The sequence below is a fragment of the Marivivens aquimaris genome, from assembly GCF_015220045.1.
GTDB lineage: Bacteria > Pseudomonadota > Alphaproteobacteria > Rhodobacterales > Rhodobacteraceae > Marivivens > Marivivens aquimaris.
In genome coordinates, this window is sequence record NZ_JADBGB010000001.1 from 544217 (window position 1) to 569109 (window position 24893).

The 24893-nt window shown below is 61.7% G+C and carries 20 protein-coding genes; 13 read left to right on the top strand and 7 right to left on the bottom strand.

Annotation, left to right across the window (positions count from 1 at the left end):
* Window positions 1-14 precede the first annotated feature (14 nt).
* The gene (locus IF204_RS02715; protein ID WP_194094464.1) at window positions 15-560 is read left to right on the top strand and encodes a TetR/AcrR family transcriptional regulator; all 546 of its coding nucleotides are present in this window, start codon (window positions 15-17) and stop codon (window positions 558-560) included.
* Here IF204_RS02715 and IF204_RS02720 read toward each other — a convergent pair.
* Window positions 554-1156, bottom strand: coding sequence for a LysE family translocator (locus tag IF204_RS02720; protein WP_194094466.1), 603 nt, complete (start codon window positions 1154-1156; stop codon window positions 554-556). The genes IF204_RS02715 and IF204_RS02720 overlap by 7 nt on opposite strands.
* Before the next feature lie 74 nt (window positions 1157-1230).
* Between IF204_RS02720 and IF204_RS02725 the strand changes: the two genes are divergently transcribed.
* Window positions 1231-1683: an Lrp/AsnC family transcriptional regulator gene (locus IF204_RS02725; RefSeq protein WP_194094468.1), complete on the top strand. Its 453-nt coding sequence runs from the start codon at window positions 1231-1233 to the stop codon at window positions 1681-1683.
* Window positions 1684-2103: 420 nt separating this feature from the next.
* On the opposite strand, the gene IF204_RS02730 is transcribed toward IF204_RS02725, so the two are convergent.
* Entirely contained in the window at window positions 2104-2322 is a 219-nt protein-coding gene (locus IF204_RS02730; RefSeq protein ID WP_194094470.1) for a DUF1127 domain-containing protein, read from the bottom strand.
* Between the two features lie 281 nt (window positions 2323-2603).
* Here IF204_RS02730 and IF204_RS02735 point away from each other — a divergent pair, with 281 nt between their 5' ends.
* The 9 genes from IF204_RS02735 (at window position 2604) to murD (ending at window position 13583) form a co-directional block, all read left to right on the top strand.
* Window positions 2604-3692, top strand: coding sequence for an Mrp/NBP35 family ATP-binding protein (locus IF204_RS02735; RefSeq protein WP_194094472.1), 1089 nt, complete (start codon window positions 2604-2606; stop codon window positions 3690-3692).
* Between the two features lie 734 nt (window positions 3693-4426).
* Window positions 4427-4927, top strand: coding sequence for a division/cell wall cluster transcriptional repressor MraZ (locus IF204_RS02740; RefSeq protein WP_167638378.1), 501 nt, complete (start codon window positions 4427-4429; stop codon window positions 4925-4927).
* The gene (gene rsmH, locus IF204_RS02745; RefSeq protein WP_194094474.1) at window positions 4928-5896 is read left to right on the top strand and encodes a 16S rRNA (cytosine(1402)-N(4))-methyltransferase RsmH; all 969 of its coding nucleotides are present in this window, start codon (window positions 4928-4930) and stop codon (window positions 5894-5896) included.
* Window positions 5896-6249, top strand: a complete 354-nt coding sequence (gene ftsL / locus IF204_RS02750; protein ID WP_167638380.1) for a cell division protein FtsL — start codon at window positions 5896-5898, stop codon at window positions 6247-6249. Before rsmH ends, ftsL begins: the two co-directional genes overlap by 1 nt.
* Window positions 6246-8033, top strand: coding sequence for a peptidoglycan D,D-transpeptidase FtsI family protein (locus IF204_RS02755; protein WP_194094476.1), 1788 nt, complete (start codon window positions 6246-6248; stop codon window positions 8031-8033). Before ftsL ends, IF204_RS02755 begins: the two co-directional genes overlap by 4 nt.
* A gap of 17 nt (window positions 8034-8050) precedes the next feature.
* On the top strand, window positions 8051-9553 hold the full coding sequence (locus tag IF204_RS02760; protein ID WP_194094478.1) for a UDP-N-acetylmuramoyl-L-alanyl-D-glutamate--2,6-diaminopimelate ligase: 1503 nt from the start codon (window positions 8051-8053) through the stop codon (window positions 9551-9553).
* A complete protein-coding gene (locus IF204_RS02765) occupies window positions 9553-11001 on the top strand; it encodes a UDP-N-acetylmuramoyl-tripeptide--D-alanyl-D-alanine ligase (protein WP_194094480.1) in 1449 nt (482 codons plus the stop codon). The genes IF204_RS02760 and IF204_RS02765 overlap by 1 nt, the downstream gene beginning before the upstream one ends.
* 6 nt (window positions 11002-11007) lie before the next feature.
* The gene (gene mraY, locus IF204_RS02770) at window positions 11008-12090 is read left to right on the top strand and encodes a phospho-N-acetylmuramoyl-pentapeptide-transferase (RefSeq protein ID WP_167638384.1); all 1083 of its coding nucleotides are present in this window, start codon (window positions 11008-11010) and stop codon (window positions 12088-12090) included.
* Window positions 12091-12182: 92 nt separating this feature from the next.
* Complete coding sequence (gene murD, locus IF204_RS02775) at window positions 12183-13583, top strand: UDP-N-acetylmuramoyl-L-alanine--D-glutamate ligase (protein WP_194094481.1); 1401 nt, start codon at window positions 12183-12185, stop codon at window positions 13581-13583.
* 68 nt (window positions 13584-13651) lie between these two features.
* Here murD and IF204_RS02780 read toward each other — a convergent pair whose 3' ends face one another.
* The 3 genes from IF204_RS02780 to IF204_RS02790 all read right to left on the bottom strand — a co-directional run bounded on the left by IF204_RS02780 (window position 13652) and on the right by IF204_RS02790 (window position 19302).
* On the bottom strand, window positions 13652-16942 hold the full coding sequence (locus IF204_RS02780) for an error-prone DNA polymerase (RefSeq protein ID WP_194094483.1): 3291 nt from the start codon (window positions 16940-16942) through the stop codon (window positions 13652-13654).
* A 201-nt stretch (window positions 16943-17143) separates the two neighbouring features.
* Window positions 17144-18691, bottom strand: a complete 1548-nt coding sequence (locus tag IF204_RS02785) for a Y-family DNA polymerase (protein WP_228069033.1) — start codon at window positions 18689-18691, stop codon at window positions 17144-17146.
* The gene (locus IF204_RS02790) at window positions 18688-19302 is read right to left on the bottom strand and encodes an ImuA family protein (RefSeq protein ID WP_194094485.1); all 615 of its coding nucleotides are present in this window, start codon (window positions 19300-19302) and stop codon (window positions 18688-18690) included. The genes IF204_RS02785 and IF204_RS02790 overlap by 4 nt, the downstream gene beginning before the upstream one ends.
* A 129-nt stretch (window positions 19303-19431) precedes the next feature.
* Here IF204_RS02790 and IF204_RS02795 point away from each other — a divergent pair, with 129 nt between their 5' ends.
* Window positions 19432-20751, top strand: a complete 1320-nt coding sequence (locus tag IF204_RS02795; RefSeq protein ID WP_194094487.1) for a cytochrome-c peroxidase — start codon at window positions 19432-19434, stop codon at window positions 20749-20751.
* On the opposite strand, the gene IF204_RS02800 is transcribed toward IF204_RS02795, so the two are convergent.
* Entirely contained in the window at window positions 20748-22226 is a 1479-nt protein-coding gene (locus IF204_RS02800; RefSeq protein WP_194094488.1) for a CRTAC1 family protein, read from the bottom strand. The two genes, IF204_RS02795 and IF204_RS02800, sit on opposite strands and share 4 nt — an antisense overlap.
* Window positions 22223-23488: an ROK family protein gene (locus IF204_RS02805; protein WP_194094490.1), complete on the bottom strand. Its 1266-nt coding sequence runs from the start codon at window positions 23486-23488 to the stop codon at window positions 22223-22225. Before IF204_RS02805 ends, IF204_RS02800 begins: the two co-directional genes overlap by 4 nt.
* A 225-nt stretch (window positions 23489-23713) precedes the next feature.
* On the opposite strand from IF204_RS02805, the gene IF204_RS02810 reads away from it, so the two are divergent.
* Complete coding sequence (locus IF204_RS02810) at window positions 23714-24739, top strand: substrate-binding domain-containing protein (RefSeq protein WP_194094492.1); 1026 nt, start codon at window positions 23714-23716, stop codon at window positions 24737-24739.
* Window positions 24740-24893: the final 154 nt, after the last annotated feature.

Sequence of the window (24893 nt, forward strand, 5' to 3'; positions counted from 1 at the left end):
GAGGTTAATTAGTCATGGAATTGACTGAGCGGCAGAAAGCCGCGCTTGAACAGGCAATGTACCAGTTCTGGTCGCGCGGCGTAGACGACACTTCCTATAACGTATTGGTCGAAGCGACGGGCATGAGCCGTAAGGCGCTCTACGCGACTTGGCCGGAGAAAGAGCTTCTCGTCCGTCAGACGATGAAGCTTTACCGCGACACGGTGCTGAGTTCGCTGACCGACGTGCTGGCCAATCCTTCGCAGGATGCGGTCCGTGCGTTCTGGGACGTGGCAGAAGCGGCAGCGGTTCCTGGTTGGCCAGGGTGCTATTTGTTGCGGTCGGCGACAGGCGAGTTGCGCAAAGATCCGGAAATTGTCGCGATGTACGATGAGTTTGTGCAAACGATCCGCAAGGGCATCGCAGAATCGGTGCGCCGCCGCGTGAACGATCCCGATGTGACGGCGACGCAAGCCGTGGCGCTTCTGAACTTCCTCACTGATCTGGCGTCGCAGCAGGCGCCGGAATCGGCGCTGCGTCCAGTGTTGAACGCAGGCCGTGCGGCTTGTGCCGTTCAGTGATGTGTCAGAATCGGGATGATCGTCGCTACGAGCAGTAGCGCCATCGTCACGTTGAAAATCCGAAGACGCACGGGCGTCGACAGAAAACGGCGGGCTTGGACACCAAGGCCCGCCCAGAACATGATGGCGGGGAAGTTGGTGCACATAAACACCAGCGCCACGGCCAGAACCTGCAACGGCGTTTCGTCCGCCGTGTAGTTCGTGATGGCCGTAATCGCCATCATCCAACCCTTCGGGTTCACCCACTGGAAAGCTGCGGCCTGAAAGAAGGTCAGCGGCTTGCCTTTGCTTTCCGGTTCCTTCGGCGAGGTCGGTGCGGCGGTCGCGATCTTGAACGACAGGTACAGGAGGTACGCGATGGAGCCCCATTTCATAATGAATTGAAGGGTCGGGAAGGCTTCGTATATTTTCACCAGCCCGAGGCCGAGCACGATGATCAGGAAGCTGTGGCCAAGGCCCACGCCGAGCAGGTGAGGTACAGAGCGGCGAAGGCCGAAATTCGCGCCCGACGCCATAAGCATCATGTTGTTCGGGCCGGGGGTGATCGAGCTGACGAATGCAAAGCCGATCAGGGAGAGGAGGAGTTGGTAAGTCATAATGGCGGAAAATACGCGTCTCATCGCGCAATGGGATTGCGTAATTGTGCAGCCGCCGGGTAAATTCGCAATGTATGACGGATTTAGACAGCATAAGCCGCAAGATATTGCGCGAACTCACCAGAGATGGGCGGATCAGTAATTTGGCACTGGCCGAGAAAGTCGGGCTGTCTCCGTCTGCCTGTCTGCGCCGTGTGCAGGAGCTGGAAAAGCGCGGGGTTATCAAGGGTTACCGCGCGCGGCTCGATGCGAAGCAGACCGGCCGCGGATTTGCTGTCTACGTGGCTGTCGGCCTGTCAGAACATTCGCAGAAATCCCAGCGTGACTTCGAAACCGCGATGTCCCGCGCACCCGAAGTGACGGAATGCCACAACATCGCAGGGGCGTTCGAATACCTCCTGCGGGTCGAAGTGGCCGATCTGGACGCCTATAAGTCCTTCCACACCGATACACTCGGCATCGTCCCGCATGTGCGTTCGATCACCAGCTACATGGTGATGGAAACGACGAAGGACGACCGCGGCTAACCGCGACCCGATTTCAAAAAAGATGTCCTGAAAATAGAAAACGGCGACACCCGGGAGGAGGAGGGGTGTCGCCGCTCTATTCGGCGAATGCTCAGGGAGGAGGAAGAGCACCCGCTTTGGGAGGATCCGGCAGGGAGGAGGAGAGCCGGACCTCGGATGCGAAGCGCTCAGGGAGGAGGAGAGAGCGGTTCGCAATTCTATTTAGGGTGCGGTGACACTCAGGGAGGAGGAGCGAGTGTCACCGCCAGTTTCACGACCCTAGGGAGGAGGAGAAGGGTCGGAACCTTTTGTTTCGAAAGGCGGCAGCTCCAGGGAGGAGAAAGGAGCTGCCGCTTTTTTCACGATCCTCCACAGGGAGGAGGAGGGGAGGATCGTTAGCGGAACTTCAGGGAGGAGGAAGAAGTTCCGAAGTCTATTCTTTTAGTTCGCGCCGTAGGCGGCTTCGATAGCGACGCCCTTGATCATTGCGCGGGCGATGCCCAGGTCGTTCAGTTCGCGATCCGAGAGCTTTTCCAGCTCAACCATCGTAGCGCGGTACAGTTTGAACTTGGCAAAGCGGTCGGCCAAGGTGGCGCTCAGGTTCGAAACCGAACCGAAGAAGTTAAAGCCAGTGGCGCGTGCGTCGTTTGCGTATGCCATTTTCGTCTCTCATCCTTTGCTGCTCGGGCAGCGTCGTCTTTTTCGTTTTTGCCGTTTCCGGCGCTTAGCGACTTGCGCTGTTGTTGAACTCAATTTGCGTTTTTTGCTGCGACTGCACAATTGGGACTTTGGTCAATGCCGCCATGCAGCGAGTGCATGGGAAAGCATGTCGCTTTACGCATAACTGTTGCATTGGGCGGGTAGGTGGACCGGTTTGTCTTGAATCTCGGGCATTTACGCGCTTGGTTGCGCAGGAAACAGGCAAACCGATGGAGGCCCTCATGGCTCTGGATAAGGCCCGCGTCACCGAAATTCTGCAATCGGTCTCTGTGCCGGGTGGCGGGAATCTGGTTTCCCGCGATCTCGTGCGTGCCCTTTTAGTTGCAAAGGACCAGATTCGATTCATCATTGAGGCGTCTTCGCCGCAAGAAGCGCAGAATCTCGAAGGTGTTCGCGTTGCGGCCGTCGCTGCCGTCGAGTCGGAATCGGGCGGCGTTCCCGTCACAGCCATTCTGACTGCGCATGGCCCCGCTGCCGCCGCGCCGACCCAGCAACAACAAGCTCCGAACCTCAAGATCGGTCGTCACCCGACGCCCCAGCAGGGCGGTCCGCAGGGCGTGCCGGGAATCAAGCGCATCATTGCGATCGGTTCGGGCAAGGGCGGCGTCGGCAAATCGACCGTTTCGTCGAACCTTGCGGTGGCGCTCGCGAAGCAGGGTAAGAAGGTCGGCCTGCTCGACGCTGATATATATGGTCCCAGCCAGCCGCGCATGATGGGTGTCAGCGGGAAGCCCACTTCTAAAGACGGCGAGAATATCGACCCGCTCACCGCGCACGGTGTCACTGTTATGTCTATCGGCTTCATGGTCGAGGAGGACAAAGCCGTCATCTGGCGCGGTCCGATGCTGATGGGCGCGCTGCAACAGCTGCTGGGGCAGGTGAAGTGGGGCGAGCTCGACGTTCTTCTGATCGACCTGCCGCCGGGAACGGGTGATATCCAGCTGACCCTTTGCCAGCGCACTAACCTTACCGGCGCTATAGTAGTGTCGACTCCGCAGGATGTGGCGCTGCTGGATGCGCGCAAGGCGCTCGATATGTTCTCTACGCTCAAAACGCCGGTTCTGGGCCTGATCGAGAATATGTCGGTCTTCCATTGTCCGAACTGCGGTCACGAGAGCCACATCTTCGGCCATGGTGGTGTCGCTGCTGAAGCGGACAAACTGGGCGTTCCGCTGCTGGGCGCTCTGCCCATCGACCTTGATACCCGTCTGGCAGGCGACAGCGGTACGCCAGTCGCTGCGAAAGAGGGGCCGATGGCCGACCATTATAATGCGATCGCCAAGCGGCTCGTTGACGGCGGGATCGTCTGACCCACTCTCTATGTATCTGGAACTTTCTGGGCCGCTCGTGAACAACGGGCGGCCTTCGTCATTTCGGGGTCTGGAACCGTCTGGAACTCGCCGCGAAAAATGCGGGGGATCTGCGCGAACAGCATGGAACTCGATTCACGTACGAATCACTGCGGCGTGAATAAATACCTCAAAAACAAGAACATAAGCAGAACATGGAGTGGGGTGAGGTGTGTCCATCATGCACCACAAAAAATTCTATGAACTTTCTGGAACCTACCACGCGCTGCGTTATCCACAGGGTGCTGCACTAAATATGGGGTGAAAATTGCCCAACCTGCCCATATGGGGCGTAACCCACTATTCCGTGATGTTGGCGTTGGCCCCGTGATCGGCCCGAACTATCCCACTGAGTTCCATGTGGTTCCAATTTATGGTTGCTCGGTTCCATCACATTTGGCACAAACAAGACATCGGAAGTGAGTTGGTAACGACTAAGCGGGACAAAGACCCAAAAGGGCGCAGATCCCAGCGGTAAAACAATAAAACCAGAGCAGGTTTCATACAGGCAGCCACTCACTTCCAAACAAGAAGATCCGGCGCGCGAGCGAGCAGACATCCCCCCAGGTGGCGCGCGTTGTCGGACATCCCGCGAGGGACGATGACGGCGGATCGGGCTTGGCAGTAGCTCGATCCGCCGTTCGTCTTTCAGGGCCCGAAAGGGCAGGCAGGTAAGCAAAAGAGGCCGCAGGCAAGTGATCCACTCGTTCGAAGGCGAGCACTACCAGAAAGTCGACCGGAAGGGCCGTATGTCCGTTCCGGCTGATTTTCGTCGTGAGCTTGCCTTGGGTGATGCGGATGCCGAAGTGCGCGGCACGGTCCGTATGAAGATCGTCTACGGCCAACACCTCAAAGAACATGTCGCTGTCTACCCGATGGACGAATACCAGCGCATCGTCGAAGACATCTATGCGATGCCGCGCTCCAAAGCGCGCGACCAGAAGCGCCTGTCGCAGCTTTTCGTGACCAAATCGCTCACGATCGAAGCCGACAAGGATGGCCGCGTCATTCTCAATAAGACCATTCGCGACAAGCTCGGCATCGAAGAGGGCGAGATCTATTTCCGCGGCGGTGTCGGGAACTTCGAAATGTGGAACGCGGAGCACTTCCGCGAGACTGTCGAAGCCGATATCGACGAATGGCTGGACGAGCAGGACGAGGACTTCGATCCGCTCGAACTGCTGGGAGGCGAATAAATGTCCGCTCCAGACAAACCCCACATTCCCGTTTTATTGAGACCGCTTATCAAGGCGGTCTCTCCTGTCTCTGGCACATGGCTTGACGGCACCTTCGGGGCAGGGGGCTACACCCGTGCTCTGCTCGAAGCGGGCGCCGACAAAGTCATCGGTGTCGACCGCGATCCGCTGGCGTTCGAAATGGCGTCGGGCTGGGTTGGCGACTACGGCGACCGTCTGGAAATGGTCGAGGGTACGTTCTCCGAAATGGACAGCTATGCCACCGGCCTTGACGGTGTTGTGCTCGATCTAGGCGTGTCGTCCATGCAGCTCGATCTGGCGGAGCGCGGCTTTTCGTTCATGAAGGACGGCCCGCTCGATATGCGGATGAGCCAGTCTGGCACCTCGGCTGCCGACCTCTGCAACGAGCTGGAAGAGGCCGAACTGGCCGACATCATTTACCTCTACGGTGAAGAGCGCGCGAGCCGCCGCATCGCCAAAGCTATCGTGCAGGCGCGCCCGATCCACACCACGCTGCAACTGGCTAAGCTCGTCGAAAGCTGCCTGCCGCGCCCCAAACCCGGCCAGAGCCACCCCGCGACCCGCACGTTCCAAGCACTCCGCATCGCGGTGAACGACGAGTACGGACAACTGTTCGAAGGCCTTCTGGCCGCGGAGCGTGCGCTCCGCCCTGGTGGTCTGCTGGCTGTCGTGACCTTCCATTCGGTCGAAGACCGCATGACCAAGCGTTTCTTCCAAGCGCGTTCGGGCCGTACGGCCAACGCCAACCGCTACGCGCCGGTCATCGAAAAAGACAAACCTGCATTCGAGATGGTCGAGAAGAAGGCCATCGGTCCGGACGATCAGGAACTCGAAGAAAACCCGCGTTCACGTTCAGCCAAGCTGCGCGTGGCGCGCCGCACCGATGCACCGGGCGGGGAAATCGACAAGGCGTCACTCGGGATGCCACTTCGGAAAGGTGAGCGTTAATGCGTAGTCTGCTTTATGTGATGACCGCACTTGGCGTAATCGGACTGGCCTTCTGGGCCTATCAGGAAAACTACCGCACGCAGGACTCGCTCAAGGAAGTCCGCCAACTGAACCGTCAGATCGCGTCGGCCAACGCGCGTCTACGGATGCTTCAGGCAGAGTGGGCGTACCAGAACCGTCCTGACCGTTTGCGTGACCTTGCCGAACTGAACTTCGACCGTCTTGGTCTTCTGCCGCTGATGCCTGATGGCTTTGGCCGCGTCGATCAGGTGGCGTTCCCGATGGTTCTGCCGAGCGAACTTGGCCGCGTGATCGAAGTCTCGAGCGACGGTGATGCAGAGGTGACAGAATGAGCCGCCGTATTCCACTCCGCCCGCTGGCCCGTATCATTCAGGCCCGCCAGAGCGGCGAAAACCCCGATGCGATCGAGGCAGAGAACCGCCGCATCCGTCACGAAGCCATGCGCGACAGTGCCCGCGCCCGCGCCGAGAGCCGTCTCATGGTTCTGGGCGCTTTCTTCTTTTGTGCATTCGCCGCCATCGTCTTCAAAATGGGTGTCATCGGGGCGAGCCTGCCCGAGGAATCGCAAGTCAGCCTGTCGGGCGGTGAGCCGATCCTGTCCGCGCGCGCCGATATCGTCGACCGTCAGGGCCGTATCCTCGCGACCAACTTCGACACCTATTCCGTCTACGCCCAGCCCCAGGACATGGTCGATCCGGTTCACGCCGCTGACGAGCTTTTCCGCATCTTCCCTGACCTCGACCACGAGCGTCTGGTCGCGGACTTCACCGGCAACCGTAAATTCGTCTGGATTCGGCGCCAGATCAGCCCCGAGCAGATGCAGGCCGTCCACGATATCGGCGATCCGGGCATTCTGTTCGGCCCGCGCGAGATGCGCATCTACCCGAACGGCCCGTTGGCCAGCCATATCCTCGGCGGTGCGAGCTATGGTCGCGAGGCTGTAAACACTGCCGAAGTCATCGGCATTGCTGGTGTCGAGCGCACTTTCGACGAATTCCTCCGCGATCCCGCCAACGAAGGCGCGCCGCTGGAACTGTCGATCGACCTCACCGTCCAGTCCGCGATGGAGCGTGTGCTTCAAGGCGGGATGATGCTGATGAATGCCAAAGGTGCGGCAGCCGTCCTGATGGACGCCCACACCGGCGAGATCATGGCGATGGCATCGCTGCCCGATTTCGACCCGAACGACCGTCCCGCCGTGCTGACCACGGGCGACCAGTCCGACAGTCCGCTGTTCAACCGCGCTGTTCAGGGCGTCTATGAACTTGGCTCAACGTTCAAGATTCTGGCCGTCGCGCAGGGCCTCGAAATGGGCCTTATCGATCCCGATACCATGATCCAGACCTCGCCCGGCATCCGCATGGGCGGCTTTACGATCAACGACTTCCACAGCTATGGCGCGCAGAACTCTGTCACCGATGTCATCGTCAAATCGTCGAACATCGGCACCGCCCACATTGCAGAGCTGATCGGCCCCGATAACCAGCGCAACTTCCTCAAGTCGCTGGGTATCCTCGATGTCTCGCCCGTCGAACTGGGTGAAGCAGGCGCAGGCCGTCCGCAGCTTCCGCGTCAGTGGGGCCCGCTGGAGACCATGACGATCTCCTACGGCCACGGCGTCGCAGCGTCCCCGCTGCACCTCGCTTCGGCCTATGCCACCATCGCGAACGGCGGCCATCTGGTGCAGCCGACGCTGATGCGCGGCGGTAACCCGATCCCCGGTGAGCGGATTATGTCCGAAGAAACCGCAGCCGCGTCGCTGTCGATGCTGCGTCAGGTTGTAACCCGCGGTACCGCGTCCTTTGGTGAGGTCGCAGGCTACGAAGTTGCTGGCAAAACCGGTACCGCAGACAAGGTCAAACCGACCGGCGGATACTATGATGACAAGGTGATCGCGACCTTTGCGTCGGTCTTTCCTGCTTCCGATCCGAAGTACGTTTTGGTCGTCACGCTGGACGAACCCGTCGACACCACCAGCAGCGAGCCGCGCCGCACCGCGGGTTGGACCGCCGTACCCGTCGCCGCAGAGCTGATCCGCCGCGTCGGACCGCTGCTCGGCCTACGTCCGCAGATTGATAATCCGCTACTAACTGGTGTATCGCTGACCTCAAACTAACCGAGGGAGCCCTGCATATGAGCGGCACAGAGAAGACATGTTCGCTAGCAGACCTCGGTCTGACCGCGCAGGGCGCTAAAGAAGCTGTCATCAAAGCCATCACCATCGACAGCCGCGAGGTCATGCCGGGCACGTTATTCGCCGCATTGCCAGGCAGTGCTGTCCATGGCGCAACCTTCACCGACGCTGCCATTGCTAACGGTGTCAGCGCCATTCTCACGGATGCCGAGGGCGCAAAGATCGCCGCGCCCGCCGTTGAAGGCACCGACATTGCGCTGGTGATCGCCGAAGATCCGCGCGCCACGCTGGCGCAGACCGCCGCGCTTTGGTTCGGGCCGCAGCCTGGTGTCATGGTAGGCGTGACTGGCACCAACGGCAAAACCTCGGTCGCGAGCTTCTGCCGTCAGATCTGGACGCACATGGGTCTGGAGGCTGTAAACGTCGGCACCACTGGTGTTGAGGGCGCATGGACCCATCCGCTCCGACACACCACACCCGACCCGATCACGCTGCAAAGGGTGCTGGCTGATGCGGCCCAAAACGGTGTCACCCACGCCGCGATGGAGGCATCTTCGCACGGCCTCGACCAGCGCCGCCTTGATGGGGTGATCCTGTCCTCGGCTGGCTTCACGAACTTCACCCAAGACCACCTCGACTATCACGAGACCTTCGAGGCCTACTTCGACGCCAAGATGGGTCTTTTCACTCGCGTCCTTCAGCCCGAAGGCACCGCCGTTGTGAACCTCGACGACCCGAAGGGGGCCGAGGTTGCCGCGACCGCCGAAGCGCGCGGCCAGGAAGTCATCGGCGTTGGCCGCGCTAAAGGTGCCCGCCTGCGTCTGCTCGCCCAGCGTTTCGACTCGACAGGGCAGGAGGTCCGTTTCGACTGGCAGGGCAGCGTCCATATGGTGCGCCTCAACCTGATCGGCGGGTTTCAAGCCGAGAACGTTTTGCTGGCTGCAGGTCTGGTCATCGGCGCTGGTGCTGATGCTGAAGAGGTTTTCGCGACCCTGCCGCACCTCACCACCGTGCGCGGGCGTATGCAGCTCGCCGCGACCCGCGACAACGGCGCTGCGGTGTTTATCGATTATGCTCACACGCCCGATGCGGTTGAAACCGTGCTCGAAGCGATCCGCCCGCACGTCATGGGCCGCATCATTGCCATTGTCGGCGCTGGCGGTGACCGTGACAAAACCAAACGCCCGCTCATGGGCGGCGCTGCCGCGCGTCTGGCTGACGTCGTCATCGTGACCGACGACAATCCGCGCACCGAAGACCCCGCCACCATTCGCGCTGCGGTTATGGAAGGGGCAACTGCCGAAAAATCCACCGATGTTTTCGAAATCGGTGACCGTGCCGAGGCGATTTTGCGCGGGGCGGACATGCTTCAGCCCGGAGACGCGCTACTTGTCGCGGGCAAGGGACACGAGACCGGCCAGATCGTCGGCACCGATGTCCTCCATTTTGACGATGCCGAAGTTGCGTCGCAGGCCGTTCTGGCGCTTGACGGAAAGATTTGATGACTGACGTTCTCTGGACCGCGGATGATGCCGCCAAAGCAACTGGCGGCACGTCCACCGCCGACTGGCAGGCAACTGGCGTCTCCATCGACACCCGTACATTGAAGCCGGGCGATCTGTTCGTTGCCCTAAAAGCTGCCCGTGACGGCCATGAGTTTGTCTCGCAGGCGCTGGAGAAGGGCGCCGCTGCTGCGCTTGTCACGCACCGCCCCGAAGGCGTTGCCGAGGATGCGCCGCTGCTAGTCGTGGATGACGTGCTGAGGGGCCTCGAAGACCTCGGCCGCGCTGCTCGCGCCCGTACCAAGGCGCGCGTTGTGGCTGTAACCGGATCGGTCGGCAAAACCTCGACCAAAGAAATGCTCCGCACCGCGCTTGCGCCGCAGGGCAAAACCCACGCCGCCGAGGCCAGTTATAACAACCATTGGGGCGTGCCGCTGACGCTGGCCCGTATGCCTGCTGACACCCGCTATGCCGTCATTGAAATCGGCATGAGCAACCCCGGAGAGATCGAGCCGCTCGCCCGCATGGCCCGCCCGCACGTCGCGATGGTGACCACCGTTGCTGCCGTTCACCTCGAAGCGTTCGAGAACGTCGAAGGCATCGCCATTGAGAAGGCCAGCATCGTCAAAGGGCTGGAGGCAAACGGCGTCGCAGTCCTGAACGGCGACCTCGACACCTCGCACATCCTGATCGACGCCGCGAAAGAGCAGGGCGCAAAGGTAGTGACCTTCGGCCAGAACGCGGGCAACCATCACCGCATGTTGGACGTGCGCATTCGCGAAGGGCATACCGTCGGCTGTGCCCGCGCGTGGCGCACGCCCATTCTGATCAAAGTCGGCACCGAAGGCCGCCACTTTGCAGTGAACGCGCTGGGCGTCGTGGCTGCGATGTCTGCACTCGGCGCTGACCGCGTGCGCGGCCTGATGGACCTTGCAGAGTGGGCACCGCCCGCAGGCCGCGGTATGATCGAGCAGATCCACCTCGATACCGCGCGCTCGGGTGAATACTTTGACCTGCTCGACGATGCGTTCAACGCCAACCCGACCTCGCTGTCGGCCAGCCTCGAAGTGCTCGCTTCGCGCCAGCCGCGCGATGGCTGCGGACGCAAAGTCCGTGGCCGCCGCGTTGCGATCCTCGGCGATATGCTGGAACTCGGAACTGATGAAGCCGCGATGCATGCCCGCATGGCCGATGACCCGTCGATGGCCGACGTCGACGTTGTCCATTGCGCCGGCCCGCTGATGCGCCACTTGTTCGAGGCTTTGCCCGAAGACCAGCGCGGTCACTACACGAAAACCGCGCAAGATATGCTCCAAGACGTCTCGCGGCTCGTCGACACCGGCGATGTCGTGCTCGTCAAAGGCTCCAAAGGCAGCAAGATCAGCCTTGTCGTTGACGCGCTGCGCAAATTGGGGCAACGCAGAACAACCACCGACCACGAAGGCTGAACCGACATGCTGTACCTTCTGACCGCTCTCTCCGACGGCGGCGATTTCTTCAACCTGTTCCGGTACATCACCTTCCGCGCTGGCGGAGCTTTCCTGACCGCGCTGCTGTTCGGCTTCATGTTTGGCCGTCCGCTGATCGACGTGCTGCGCCGCAAACAGGGCAAGGGCCAGCCGATCCGCAGCGACGGCCCCGAAGCGCACCTCGCCAAGGTCGGCACCCCCACGATGGGCGGTCTGCTGATCGTCGGCGCACTCGCGTTCTCGACGCTGCTCTGGGCGCGCCTTGATAATGCGTTCGTGCTGCTGACCCTCTTCGTCACGCTGTCCTACGCAGCGATCGGTTTCGCCGACGACTATTCCAAGGTGAGCAAGCAATCGACCGACGGCGTGTCGGGCAAAGTCCGCCTGATCATCGGCTTCGCGGTTGCTGCTATCGCGGGCTACTGGGCTGCGGCCTACCACCCTGCTGACCTCACAAACCAGCTCGCGCTGCCTGTCTTCAAGAACACGCTCATCAACCTCAGCTGGCTCTTCGTACCCTTCGCGATGCTCGTCATCGTCGGCGCCGCCAACGCTGTAAACTTCACCGATGGCCTCGACGGCCTCGCAATCATGCCCGTCATGATCGCGGCCGGCACCTTCGGTATCATCGCCTATATCGTCGGTCGCTCGGACTTCACCGAATACCTCGATGTCCACTACGTGCCCGACACGGCGGAAATCACAGTGTTCTGCGCCGCGCTGATCGGCGGTGGCCTCGGCTTCCTGTGGTACAACGCACCGCCCGCCGCGGTCTTTATGGGCGACACCGGCTCGCTGGCTCTGGGCGGCGCACTCGGCTCAATCGCCGTTGCCACCAAGCACGAGATCGTCCTCGCCATCGTCGGCGGCCTTTTCGTGATGGAGACCCTCTCGGTCATCATTCAGGTGCTCTACTTCAAACGGACCGGTAAGCGCGTGTTCCTCATGGCGCCAATCCATCACCACTACGAAAAGAAGGGCTGGTCCGAGCCGCAGATCGTGATCCGGTTCTGGATCATCTCGCTGATCCTCGCCATGATCGGCCTCGCGACGCTTAAAGTGCGCTGAGCCGCCTTTCACTTTGACCTAAATACCTTGGGGGAGCCCCGCAGGGGCGGGGGCAAAGCCCCTATCCGCCCGCAGATTTTACGGAGTGCCGGATGATCCCTGTTCGTGGATACGAGAACCAGACCGTCGCGATCCTCGGCCTTGGCCGTTCGGGGCGGGCGACCGCAAAGGCGCTTATGGCTGGCGGCGCGACGGCCGTCGCTTGGGATGACAACCCCGCCGCGCGTGAAGCGGCAGAGGCTGAGGGCATCACCATTCGCGACCTCTCGCGTCAGGGCGCGTTTCTGGATGTGAGCTGCCTTGTAGTCTCGCCTGGTATTCCGCACCTCTATCCGACGCCCAATGCCGTCGTTGCTGCCGCTTGGGATGCGAATGTGCCGGTCGACAACGACATCGGTCTGTTCTTCCGTTCTTTTGCCTCCCGCGATTGGGACGAATTCGACCAGCCGCCACGCGTGGTGGCGGTCACTGGTTCGAACGGTAAGTCGACGACTTCGGCGCTCATTCACCACATTCTGACCGAGGCCGGTAAGCCCGCGCAGCTTGCTGGAAACATCGGTCGCGGTGTGTTCGATATCGACCCTGCCAGCGATGGCGAGATTGTGGTGCTGGAGCTGTCTTCCTACCAGACCGAGCTTGCCCGTTCGCTGACGCCTGACATCGCGGTGCTGACGAACCTGTCGCCCGATCACCTTGATCGTCATGCGGGGATCGGAGGCTACTTTGCCGCCAAGCGCCGCCTTTTTGCCGAAGGCGCGCCGGACCGCAATATCATCGGCGTCGACGAGATCGAGGGTCGTTTCCTCGCCAACCAGCTGTCCGAGGCTCAGGGCGATGACCGCGTTCTGCGCATCTCGAACACGCGCAAACTAGACGATGCCGGTTGGACCGTTTTCGCCCGCAAAGGCTTTTTGTCCGAGTGGCGTAAAGGCCGCCAGATCGGCAGCATCGACCTGCGCGAGATTGCGGGACTGCCGGGCGCCCATAATCATCAGAACGCCTGTGCAGCCTATGCCGTTTGCCGGTGCCTTGGACTGGGTCCAAAGCAGATCGAGGAAGGGATGCGGAGCTATGGCGGCCTGCCGCACCGTTCGCAGCTTGTCGGCGAAAAAGACGGCGTGACTTTCGTCAACGACTCCAAAGCGACCAACGTGGAAAGCGCGGCAAAGGCGTTGCAAGCGTTCAAGCGTATCCGTTGGATTTGCGGCGGCCTTGAGAAAGAGGGCGGGCTGGACGGCCTGCTGCCGCATGTTGGTTCGGTTGCCAAAGCCTACGTCATCGGCCGCGAGGCGGCTGCCTTCGCGATGAAGCTCAAGGACGTCGAGACCGAAGTTTGCACCACGATGGAGAACGCGGTCGCATTGGCAACTGCCGAGGCCGAAGAGGGTGACACGGTGCTGCTCGCGCCTGCTTGCGCGAGTTTCGACCAGTACAACAGCTTTGAAAAGCGGGGCGAGGATTTCATCGCTCAGGTCGCAAAGGTCACCGGCTGAGGGGCGCTGCCCCTCTTGGCCTGCGGCCAATTCACCCCGGGATATTTGAGGCACAAAGGCAGGCGCGGCTAGTGGAAGTCGCGGCTCTTGGGAATGATGCGGACATCGCGCGGATGGCGCTGCGGGAGAGGGCGGTTTACTTCGTCCGCGCGTGACATCGGTGCGGGCATGTTTTCGGGCGCGAGCCTTTGGAGTGCATCCGAGCGGTCCACCAGATGTTCGGCGACGATGTGGATGATCTCGCCCTCCCGCTGGACATATCCGTGCACTTCGAGGAGGCGGGCCTGCATGATGGTTTTGCGGTAAGCCTCCATCACTTTGGGCCAGACGACGATGTTGGCGACGCCGGTTTCGTCTTCGGTCGTGATGAAGCACACGCCTTTCGCCGATCCGGGGCGTTGTCGGATCAGTACGAGGCCCGCGAGTTTTACCTTTTGCCATGGCCGTGTGTGCATCAGGTCGGTGCTCGACAGGTAGCGCTGCTTGGTCAGGCTGCGGCGCAAGAAAGCCATCGGGTGCGCTTTGAGCGAGAGGCGCAGCGTCTGGTAATCGGCGACGACCTGTTCGCAGACGGGCATTTCGGGCAGCGCGACGGCGGGTTCCTGTCCTTCGTCGCGGGTTTCGCGGAACAGCGGCAGATCGGGCGCGTCGTAGAGTGATTTCGCTTCCCACAGCGCTTGCCGTCTGTCGATGAAGAGCGAGCGCATGGCGTCTGCTTCGGCCAGTTTGCGGATGTGTGCGGCGCTGATGCCAGCCTCTTGGAGGGATTTCACGTCTCGGAACGGGTGCTGGCGCGCGGCAACGAGCCGCTGGGCCGCCGCTTGGGGCAGGCCACTGATCTGTCGCATCCCGAGGCGCACCGCGAAGGCATTACCATAGGGTTCGAGCGTGTTGTCCCATTGCGAGTAATTCACGTCGATGGGTAGCACGGTGACATTGTGCTCGCGCGCATCGCGGACGATCTGGGCGGGGGCATAGAAGCCCATTGGCTGCGAGTTCAGGAGCGCCGCGCAGAAGGCCGCCGGATAATGGCATTTCAGCCAGCTCGACACATAGACCAACTGGGCAAAGCTGGCGGCGTGGCTTTCGGGGAAACCGTATTCGCCAAAGCCCTTGATCTGGTCAAAGCAGCGGCGGGCGAACTCTTCCTGATAGCCGCGGCGCACCATGCGGCCGACCATTTTGTCCTGTAGTTTCTCGATGGTGCCGCGACTGCGGAAAGTGGCCATAGCTTTGCGCAACTCGTTCGCTTCGGCCGGAGAGAACTCCGCCGCTTCAATCGCGATCTTCATCGCCTGTTCCTGAAAGATTGGCACGCCGTAGGTCCGTCCGAGAATGTTGCGCAGCTCGTCCGCGTTATGGGGCGGCGCGGGGGACGGGTAGATGATCGGCTCCTCGCCGTTCCGACGCTTGAGGTAGGGGTGCACCATGTCGCCCTGAATGGGGCCGGGGCGGACGATGGCGACCTCCACCACGAGGTCGTAGAATTCGCGTGGGCGCAGACGCGGCAGCATGTTCATCTGCGCGCGGCTCTCGACCTGAAACACCCCGACGCTATCGCCGCGGCAGAGCATCTGGTAGACGCGCGGGTCCTCTTTGGGCGTCGTGGCCAGCGTGAAGTGCCGATCGTAATGCGCTGAAATAATGTCATAACATTTGCGGATGCAGGTCAGCATTCCCAGCGCGAGGATGTCGACCTTGAGGATGCCGAGCGCGTCGATGTCGTCCTTGTCCCACTCGATAAAACTGCGGTCCGCCATCGCACCGTTGCCGATGGGGACCGTTTCGGTCAGGGGGCGTTCGGTGAGGATAAAGCCGCCGACGTGCTGCGACAGGTGGCGCGGCATTCCGATCAGTTGGCGGGCAATGATGATCGTGCGGCGCAGCAGCGGGTCGGACAGGTTGAGGCCCGCTTCGTTCAGATGCTTTTCACCGATGTCGGTCCCCCACGATCCCCACACGGTACGCGCAATGGCATTGGTCACATCCTCCGAGAGGCCCATGACCTTGCCCACCTCGCGGATGGCTGAACGCGGACGGTAGTGGATCACCGTGGCGCACAGCCCCGCGCGGTCGCGTCCGTATTTGCTGTAGATATGCTGGATGACCTCCTCGCGCCGCTCGTGCTCGAAATCGACGTCAATATCGGGCGGCTCCTTGCGTTCCTCGCTGATGAAACGCTCGAAAAGAAGCTGGTGCTGCGCGGGATCGACCGCCGTAATCCCGAGGACATAGCACACGGCGGAGTTCGCCGCAGACCCGCGCCCCTGACACAGAATGGGGGGCGAGCAGTCATGGCGGGCAAAACGGATGATGTCGTGGATCGTCAGAAAATACCGCGCGATGTCGAGCTTCTCGATCATCCGCAGTTCTTTTTCGAGCGTCCCCCGCGTTTCGCCCGGAATGCCATCGGGGTAACGCCATTCGGCCCCCTGCCACGTGAGGTCTTCGAGGTGGCTCTGTGGGGTCTTATCTTCGGGCACGACTTCGCGCGGATATTCATAGGAGAGCTGGCGCAGATCGAAGGTGATGCTGTCCGCGATCTCTCGGGTTGCATGGATGGCATGGGGCCACTCGGCGAACAGGCGGCACATCTCGGCCGGAGATTTCAGGTGACGCTCTGCGTTCGGCTCCAGAAGGAAACCGGCTTCGGTGATTTTCACCTTCTCGCGGATACAGGTCATCACGTCCTGAAGCGGGCGCCGATGGGGGGCATGATAAAGCACATCGTTCGTTGCCATCAGGCACAGCCCGTTCCGTCTCGCGATCTGATCCAGCTGATTGAGCCGCGCCTTGTCATCGCCGCGATAGAGATACGCCGCCGCAAGATGGGACAATTGGGGAAGCGCCCGTTTCAGACGCCCGAGCCGGACTTGCCAATGCACGATGTCATCGGGCGGCACAGCGATCAGGATCATGCCGTCTGCGGCGGCCCGCAGATCGGCGAGGGTGATGTGACAATCACCCTTTGCCTGCCATGCGCCGTCGACTGTCTGGCGTTTACCTTTGGATAGAAGGGCGGATAGCCGCCCGTAAGCCTCGCGGTCGCGCGGATAAACGAGGAACTGGTCACCCTCATAGAGCGCGATCCGGCAGCCGACGAGCGCCTTCACGCACGCCTTTTCGGCTTCTGTATAAACGCGAACAACTCCGGCAAGCGTATTGAGGTCCGCGACCCCGATCGCGTCATACCCCTCGCTCCACGCGGCGTGCGCAATCTCGCTCCCATCGGATGCTCCGCGCAGAAAAGAAAAGCAGGACGTCAGGCCGAGTTCGACGAAAGTCGATTTGGGATGGGGAGTATAGGTGACATCTTCCGGAAGTGAGTGCTTGGGATGATGCTTTTCCACTTCAGGCACAGCATCGTCCTTTTCACTTTGATAAAAATACCTCGGGGGTGAATTGACCCGATAGGGTCAAGAGGGGGCAGAGACCCCGAATGCCGCCCGCAGGGCGGCCACCGACAATGCCGGACGGTTCCCGTCCGGCGTTGGGGGCTTTGCCCCCGGCCTGCGGCCTCCCCCAAGGTATTTGAGTCAGAATGAAAAGCGCGGCGGTCATTAGAGGAAGAGGCCGTGCATAAACCATAGGGGATCGAAACCGCGTCCGTCGTTGAGGAGGCCATTGCGGTAGATCCAGAGGCGGAGGCCGTATTGCTCTTCGATGCGGTAGTAGTCGCGGATGCGGCTTGAGGCACGGTCGGTCCACCATTCGGGGGCAATGCGTTCGGGGCCTTCGTAGCGATTGATCCTGTGGACGAGCTTGCGCCATGAAAACTGCGCAGGCGGACCTTCCGGAACGGCGTAGAGCACCCTGATTTCTTCGGGGTGCTCGAGCAGGCGGCAGGGGCGTTGCAGGTTGATGGGCGTGGGGTAGGCGTCGGATGCCAGTGCCGTTTGCCAATATTCCTGCCGCTCGGGCATGTGCCGCGGGGTATGCTTGGGGCGTAGGACGGCAGGCGGGCCGAAGCGGGCGATAAGCCTGTCGATGGTGCGTGCGGTTGCCTCGGAGTGGTCGGGTTTGCGGTCGAGCCGCGTTTGGCGCGTGCCGATCTGTTCGGTGGCGGAGCCGATCAGTGTGATCAGGTCGAAGCCGAAGCCGGGATCGATGCTCTCGAGCTTTCCGTCGAAGAGGCGGGCGATGTGCCTCGGATCTCGGGTGGCTTGGCTGGTGGCGCAGGTGACGGAGGAGACCTCTCCATCCGTGCGGTAGACGGTCAGGTGCACACGGCGGAGGCCTTTGCCTTCGTCATGGAGGTGGGTGCAGAGTTCCTCGGCCAGCTGGGGAATCCATTCGGTCGGGTCCTGCACTGGTTCGGCCAGTCGCGATTGCACCACGAAGCGCGGCGGATCCTTGGGGGCGGTCAGTGGCTCTGCGAGTTTGCCGGTCATCTGGTCCAGCCGCATCAGCGGGTTTTCTTCCAGCGCATTGCGGGCAAAACGGCGGGTGAGCGGCACGCGCGGGGTTGCCAGCAGATCACCGATGGTTTTGAGGCCGAGGCGGTTCAGCAGGGTAACTGTTTCGCCGTGAAGGCGCAGCGCACGTACGGAGAGGGCGGCGAGTTCGCCATCGTAGACATCGTGGCAGATCGCGGCACCTGTGCCGTAGCGGGCCAGGGCCCATGCGGCGCCGTGCGTCGGTGCGATGGCGAGGCGGCAGCTCATGCCAGCGCGGGCGAGGTCGGCCTCGACCGTGCTGAGGAAACCTTCCTCTCCGCCAAAGAGATGCGCGCAGCCGGTCACGTCCAGCACGAGGCCGTCTCTGCCGTCCATCGCGGACCACGGCGCCCAGCGGCGTGACCAGAGCATCAGACGTTCCAGCGCGTGTTTTTCGGCATGGAGGTCCGCGTGTTCCATCCGCAGGTCGGGGCAGAGCGCGCGCATGTCGACCACGCGGGCGCCAGCATGGATGCCTTGCGCTTCGGCTGCAGGATTGACCGCATGGACGACGGGGCCGCGCGGGGTGTCAAGGCCCAGAGCGCAGGGCTTTTCAGGGTCCAGCGTTTCACCGCGGCGTCGGGCGCGGATTTCCCAATGCTCCATTCCGAAACGCGGGAGGTAGACCGACAGAATGCGGCGGGGTTTGCTCATGTCAGGGGCGGTCGTCATTGGATCGCTCCGTTAGCGAAGGTGTGGGCGTCCGCTTCAATTCCATGCTCGAAGTGCATGTTTTCGTTTTCATATTTCACAACCCAGCGACCTGTCTTACCGTTGCGGCTGCGGAACAGTTCGGCCTCCCACATGGGGGTGCCGGGGGCTTGGGCGTTCCACGGGTGACGCAGCGATTGCAGCGAGGCGACGCGCCAGCGGTTGCGCGCGGCACTCAGGTTGGGCTGGGCGGAACGGCGGATGATCCAGCCGGGGACTTCATGACGTTCGGCGCGCAGGGCCAGACGTTTTGTTGCGGTGAAATCCAGCACCTGCGGGTCGCCCCAAATCTCCCCCAGAACCGCGCCGAAACCGGAGCAGTTCAGACCTTCCTCCATTGCCCAGAGGACATCGACGGGGCGCTTGGCGTCTACATACACGATCTCCATCGGGCGGAGCATTCCGGGCATGTAGGGGCGGCCCGATTCCTTGCGGGAAATGCGGTCCTGAATCCACAGAACGGGCTTGTCCGACTTGATATGCGCCAGCACGAAACCGACCGGCGCTGCGTCGATCGCGCGCTTGCAGAAAACTTCGGACAATGTGGGGTCGTCGGGGCAGGGATGGGTCATGTTCTCGTCCAATGTTCTTGCTTTGTTCTAATTCGAGTCGTTCTGTTCGTCAAATATTCTGATGGGCAGTGAGCCGTTGACCTTGCGGCCCATACGGCGATGATAGGCGCGGGACGCAGGGAGGAAAAAATGCGGGAATCCATTGGAATCAGCGCTTTGCTGATTATGCTCGGCGGTACTGTTTGGGCTGCGGACGGGCTTCCCGATCCTGTGACCGACGGCGATTTTGCGCCTGTGAACATGGATGAGGCCGCTCTGGGCCAGCTTTTGTTCTACGATCCCATCCTTTCGGGGAATCGCGAGGTGTCCTGCGCCACTTGCCACCATCCCAAGCACGGAACGGGCGATGGTTTATCGCTGCCTCTGGGCGATGGCGGGCATGGTCTGGGCATGGACCGTCTGGCCGATCAGGAGAACCTGCCCGAGCAGCGCGTGCCACGGAATGCGCAGGCGCTTTTCAACCTCGGAGCCCATGAATTCACACGGCTTTTCCACGATGGTCGCATCGAGGAAGACCCGACCCGCCCCGGTGGTCTGCGAACCCCGCTGGACGAGGAAATGGTTGCGGGCTTCGACTCGATTCTGTCGGCGCAGACGATGTTCCCCGTGCTCAGCCCCGACGAAATGGCCGGCCATTATTCCGAGAACGAAGTGGCCAAGGCTGTGCGCCTCGGTACGCTGACGGCAGAGGGCGGTGCGTGGGATCTGATCTCGCGCCGCGTGGCGGGGATTCCCGCATATGCCGACCGGTTCAAAGATGTTTACGGGCTGGAGGCGCAGGAGATCGGATTCACTGACATCTCCAATGCGATCGCGGCGTTCATGGCGCACGAATGGCGCTCCGATACGTCGCCGTTCGATGCCTATCTGCGGGGCGAGGGCGAGCTGTCCGCCGATGCGATGGCGGGGATGGAACTGTTCTACGGCGATGCGGGCTGCGCGTCCTGCCACTCGGGTAAATTCCAGACGGACCAGCAGTTCCACGCGACCGGCCAGCCGCAGATCGGACCTGGCAAGGGTGCGCGGTTCGAAACCCATGCGCGGGACGAAGGCCGCTTCCGTGTGACGGGCGATCCGGCAGACCTCTATGCGTTCCGCACGCCGTCGCTTCGCAATGTGGAACTGACCGCGCCTTATGGTCACGCGGGGGCCTATGCGACGCTCGAAGGGTTCATCGCGGCCCACGCCGATCCTGTTGCCGCGCTCGAAAACTACGACCGCTCGCAGGCAATGCTGCCCGCTTTGGAGGTGTCCGACTGGCGCATCATGGATGATCCGACAGAGGTCGAGGCAATCGTCGAAGCCAACGCGATGCCCGCCGTCGACCTGAGCGAAAGCGACATTGCAGAGCTGGTCGCTTTCCTTGGTGCACTCACCGATCCCGTCGCGAAAAGCGGCCGGATGGGTGTTCCGGCCACCGTGCCGAGCGGTCTGCCCGTCGCGAATTAATGCTGGATGATCAGAGGTTTATCGGCCTTGGCTAAGGTGGTGCTTTCGGTGCCATCCGGCCAAGTCACCGTGACCTCTGCCTCCGCCATATCGCCCAAACCAAAGTGGAGCGGCAATGCCTGACCGCCCGCATGACCGCCGCCGACAGTCACCTGCTGGGTGCGACTCACGCTATTCGCGGTGACGGTCACCTGCGCGCCGATGGCGTTCCGGTTGCCGCCGTCTTGCTCCAGCGCAATGGACAGCCAGTGGCCCGTGCCTTCGGTGACATTGCGGTAAATCTCCAGCGGAGCGCGGCGGTTCAGGACCAGCAGATCCAGTCGCCCGTCGAGGTCAAAATCCGCAAGCGCCGCGCCGCGAGAACGGTCGGTGGTATCAACGCCAGCAACATCCGCTTTCTCTACGAAGTGTCCGTTCGGCTGCTGCATCAGCATGTTGTTGGGATCGTGGATCGCGTTCGTCGGCATTTGGTCGACGTTGCCTTTGGCGATGAACAGATCGTCCAGCCCGTCGTTGTCGATATCGCCGAACTGCGCGTGCCAACCCGTCGACGGACGCCCGTCCGAGCCGTCGAACGGGATTTGCGCGTAAGTGCCGATGTCGTAGCGGGCAGCGGCGTAGGTGCCGTCGCCTTGGGCAAAGCTGAGGACGTTATCGCCCATGGAGGTCAGCATCACCTCGTCTTTACCGTCGCTATCGAGGTCGCGGCTCGCGATGCCCATGCCCCAGATCGACAGCTTCTTCCAACCGTCCTCTTCGGTGAGGAAGCGGCGGTCTTCGATGTCCCACATCTGCTCCCATCCGCCGCGCACGTAGTACTGACGATCGTTCGATAGGCGCAGCGTCATCCGGCCCCGCGCATCGCGAGCGGCGAGCATGGAGAGCGGGCAGAAACCGGGCTCCAGCGTCTCGCTGACGTATCCATCGCTCTCAGGGCGTAGGATCGCGTTGGTGTCACAGGCAAAGAACGGACCGTCGGGATTGGCGCGGTCGACGTAATTGCCGACGGCCATCACGGGGCGCTCGTCACCTTCCCACCACGCGGTGAAGGCGGTCGACCACGCGTCACCGCCATCGGGAATGCCCCATTCGGCGGTCGCGTCGGTAAAGCTGCAATCAGGGGCGCCCTTCAGCGCGATGTTCGGGCCGGCACGCAGCACGAAGAGGTCCATCCAGCCGTCAGCATCGATGTCGAGCGGGTAGGCGCCGGTGGTGTGCAGCATCTCGGGCAGGGTGCCGTCATGGAACGCGAAGTCGCCGTCATTAATGAACAGGCTCGCCGGATTGTCCCCGCCAGCGGCAAAGAAATCGGGCAGGTCGTCGCCGTTGCAATCAAACACAGCAACACCGCCGCCCACGAAATGCTCCCACCCGCCGACATAGGCGTGCTCGGTCAGCGCATCCGAGTGGTTTTCAAATGCAGGGTCGGCAACGGCGTTCGTTGCGAGCAGCAAGAGGGGAAAGGTGCGGATCATGACTGGCCTCCCAGCGCAGCGGCAGTGATTTCGGAAAGTGCCAGCGCCGCAGCGCCGCGCGCCCAGACAAGGTCGCCCCACGCGTGGGTTTCGATTTTGCATTCGGGCGGGCCGTTGAACAGGATCAGGTCGCGCGTCTCGCTCATCACCTCGTCGGCGTAGAGGTATTCGTAGCGCATCCGTTCGCCCGACACGATAATCAGCCCAGGATCGAACAGCTGCACGACGTTCGCGAGGCCAAGTGCGAGGTAGCGCCCTGCGCGGCGGAAGATCGTCAGCGCCGCCTGATTGCCTGCCTGCGCCTGACCGTAGAGCGTTTCCAGCATGGCGTGGGGGCTTTGCAGATTGCGGGTGTTGCGGCCAAGTGCTGTCGAGGCCTCGCGCACGAGGGCATAATCGGCGAGGTACGCCTCAAGGCAGCCACGCTGACCGCAGCGGCAGAGCGCACCGTCGAGTTGGACCTTCGTATGGCCAAGTTCGAGCGCCATGCGCCGTGTGCCGCGATAGAGGCGGTTGTTGAGCACAAGGCCCATACCCACGCCGTGTTCGATCGTGACCACCGCGAATTCGGAGCGCGACCGACCCGCGCCAAACCACAGCTCGGCCAGCGTCAGGACGTTCGCATCGTTGTCCAGATGCACGGGTACGTCGAAGCGTTCCTCGAACGCCGTGCGGAATTCGATGTCATTCTCAAGCATGAGCGGCGACCAGTGAACGATGCCCGAGGTGTTGTCGCACAGGCCCGAAATCCCGATGCCGATAGCCGATACCTCGCGGACCTTCATGCCGCGCGGGGTGAGGAGTGACATGATCAGCTGCTCGGTCTCTGCCAAAAGCTGGTCGAGCGTCTTTCGAACGGGCGGGGTAGGGAGCGTCGCATCGGCGAGCTGGTTTCCTGCGAGGTCGGTCAGAACGGCGGTGTGATTCTCGTCCGAAAGCTTGATGCCGATGACGTAATGGGTCTCCGCCACGACTTCGAGCGCGACGGGAGGGCGGCCACGGCCCGACTCGCGGGGCGTTCCTTCGACCTCGCGCAGCCATCCGGTGGAGATCAGGTCCGAAGTGACGGCGGTCGTCGATCCGGCGCTGATTCCCAGTGCGCGGGTCACATCGGCGCGCGCGGCGCGGCCTGAAGCACGCACATGTTCGAATACCTTCTGGCGCAACGGGGTCGCGTCATATCCACTCGAAGCAAGCAACGGGCCGCATCCCTTTGGAAAATCATCGGGTGCGGGCATCGCATCAGCGGGCCGGTCATACATTTTTCATTCCTTGAAGTATTTATCTCCGCTCCTCCAGCAGAGACGTCCTCCTGATCCCGAATCTAATCATGATTTGCAGGACTTCCCAAGTGAAAAGCTAAAAATTTGATCCCTGAACGAAAATTTTATTTTGACAACTGAATATAATTCGCCATGGTTGATGGTGTCGGATCAACGTCCGGCGTCTGCGTCGCACTGCGACGTGGAAACCTTTGGGAGGAAATCATGAATAAATACATCATCGCCGCTGCGGTTGCAGTGGCCGGTTTCAACTCGGCTGCAATGGCCGAAGGTCTCACCATCGGCGTTAGCTGGTCGAACTTCCAGGAAGAGCGCTGGAAAACCGACGAAGCCGCGATGAAGGCCGCAATCGAAGCCAACGGCGACAGCTACATTTCTTCGGACGCACAGAACTCGGCAGCCAAGCAGCTGACCGACGTCGAAGCTCTGATCGCTCAGGGCGCTGACGCTCTGGTCATCCTGTCGGTCGACAAGGACGCTATCGGCCCGGCTATCGACATGGCTTCGAACGAAGACATTCCGGTTGTCGGCTACGACCGTCTGATCGAAGACGAGCGCGCCTTCTACCTGACCTTCGACAACAAGGGCGTCGGCCGCATCATCGCTGAAACCGTTACCGCAGCGCAGCCGGACGGCAACTTCGCCATCATCAAGGGCGACCAGGGTGACCCGAACGCGCTGTTCCTGCTCGAAGGCATGATGGAAGTCATCGGCGACGACGTCGAAGCTGGCAACATCACCATCGTTGGTGAAAGCTTCACCGACGGCTGGAAGCCGGACAATGCTCAGAAGAACATGGAACAGATCCTGACCGCCAACGACAACAACGTTGACGCAGTTCTGGCCGAGAACGACGGCATGGCCGGCGGCGTTATCGCTGCTCTGCAAGCTCAGGGTATGGTGATCCCGGTTGGTGGTCAGGACGGCGATCTTGCTGCTCTGAACCGCGTTGCCCGCGGCACCCAGACCGTTTCGGTCTGGAAAGACTCGCGTGCTCTGGGTTCGGCTGCCGGTAACATCGCTGCTGCTCTCGCGAACGGCACTGCAATGGCCGACGTAGAAGGCGCAGAAGCATGGTCGGGCGGCGCCAACGGCGTTGAAATGACCGCGATCTTCCTCGACCCGACCCCGGTAACCGTCGACAACCTCGACGTTGTTATCGACGCTGGCCACATCTCGAAAGAGCAGGCTTGCGAAGGTGCGATGGATAGCGTTGCTGCCTGCCAGTAATCACTGATCCGCAATAACCGGTACCGCTCCGAAAGGGGCGGTGCCGACGACCTCCGCCTCTCAGGCGCTCCGTGACGGCAACGATCCGCACGGACCAGTCTCATTTCGCCGAACGCCCCTCTGCACACCAGAGCGACCAGCACGGACCGAGGAC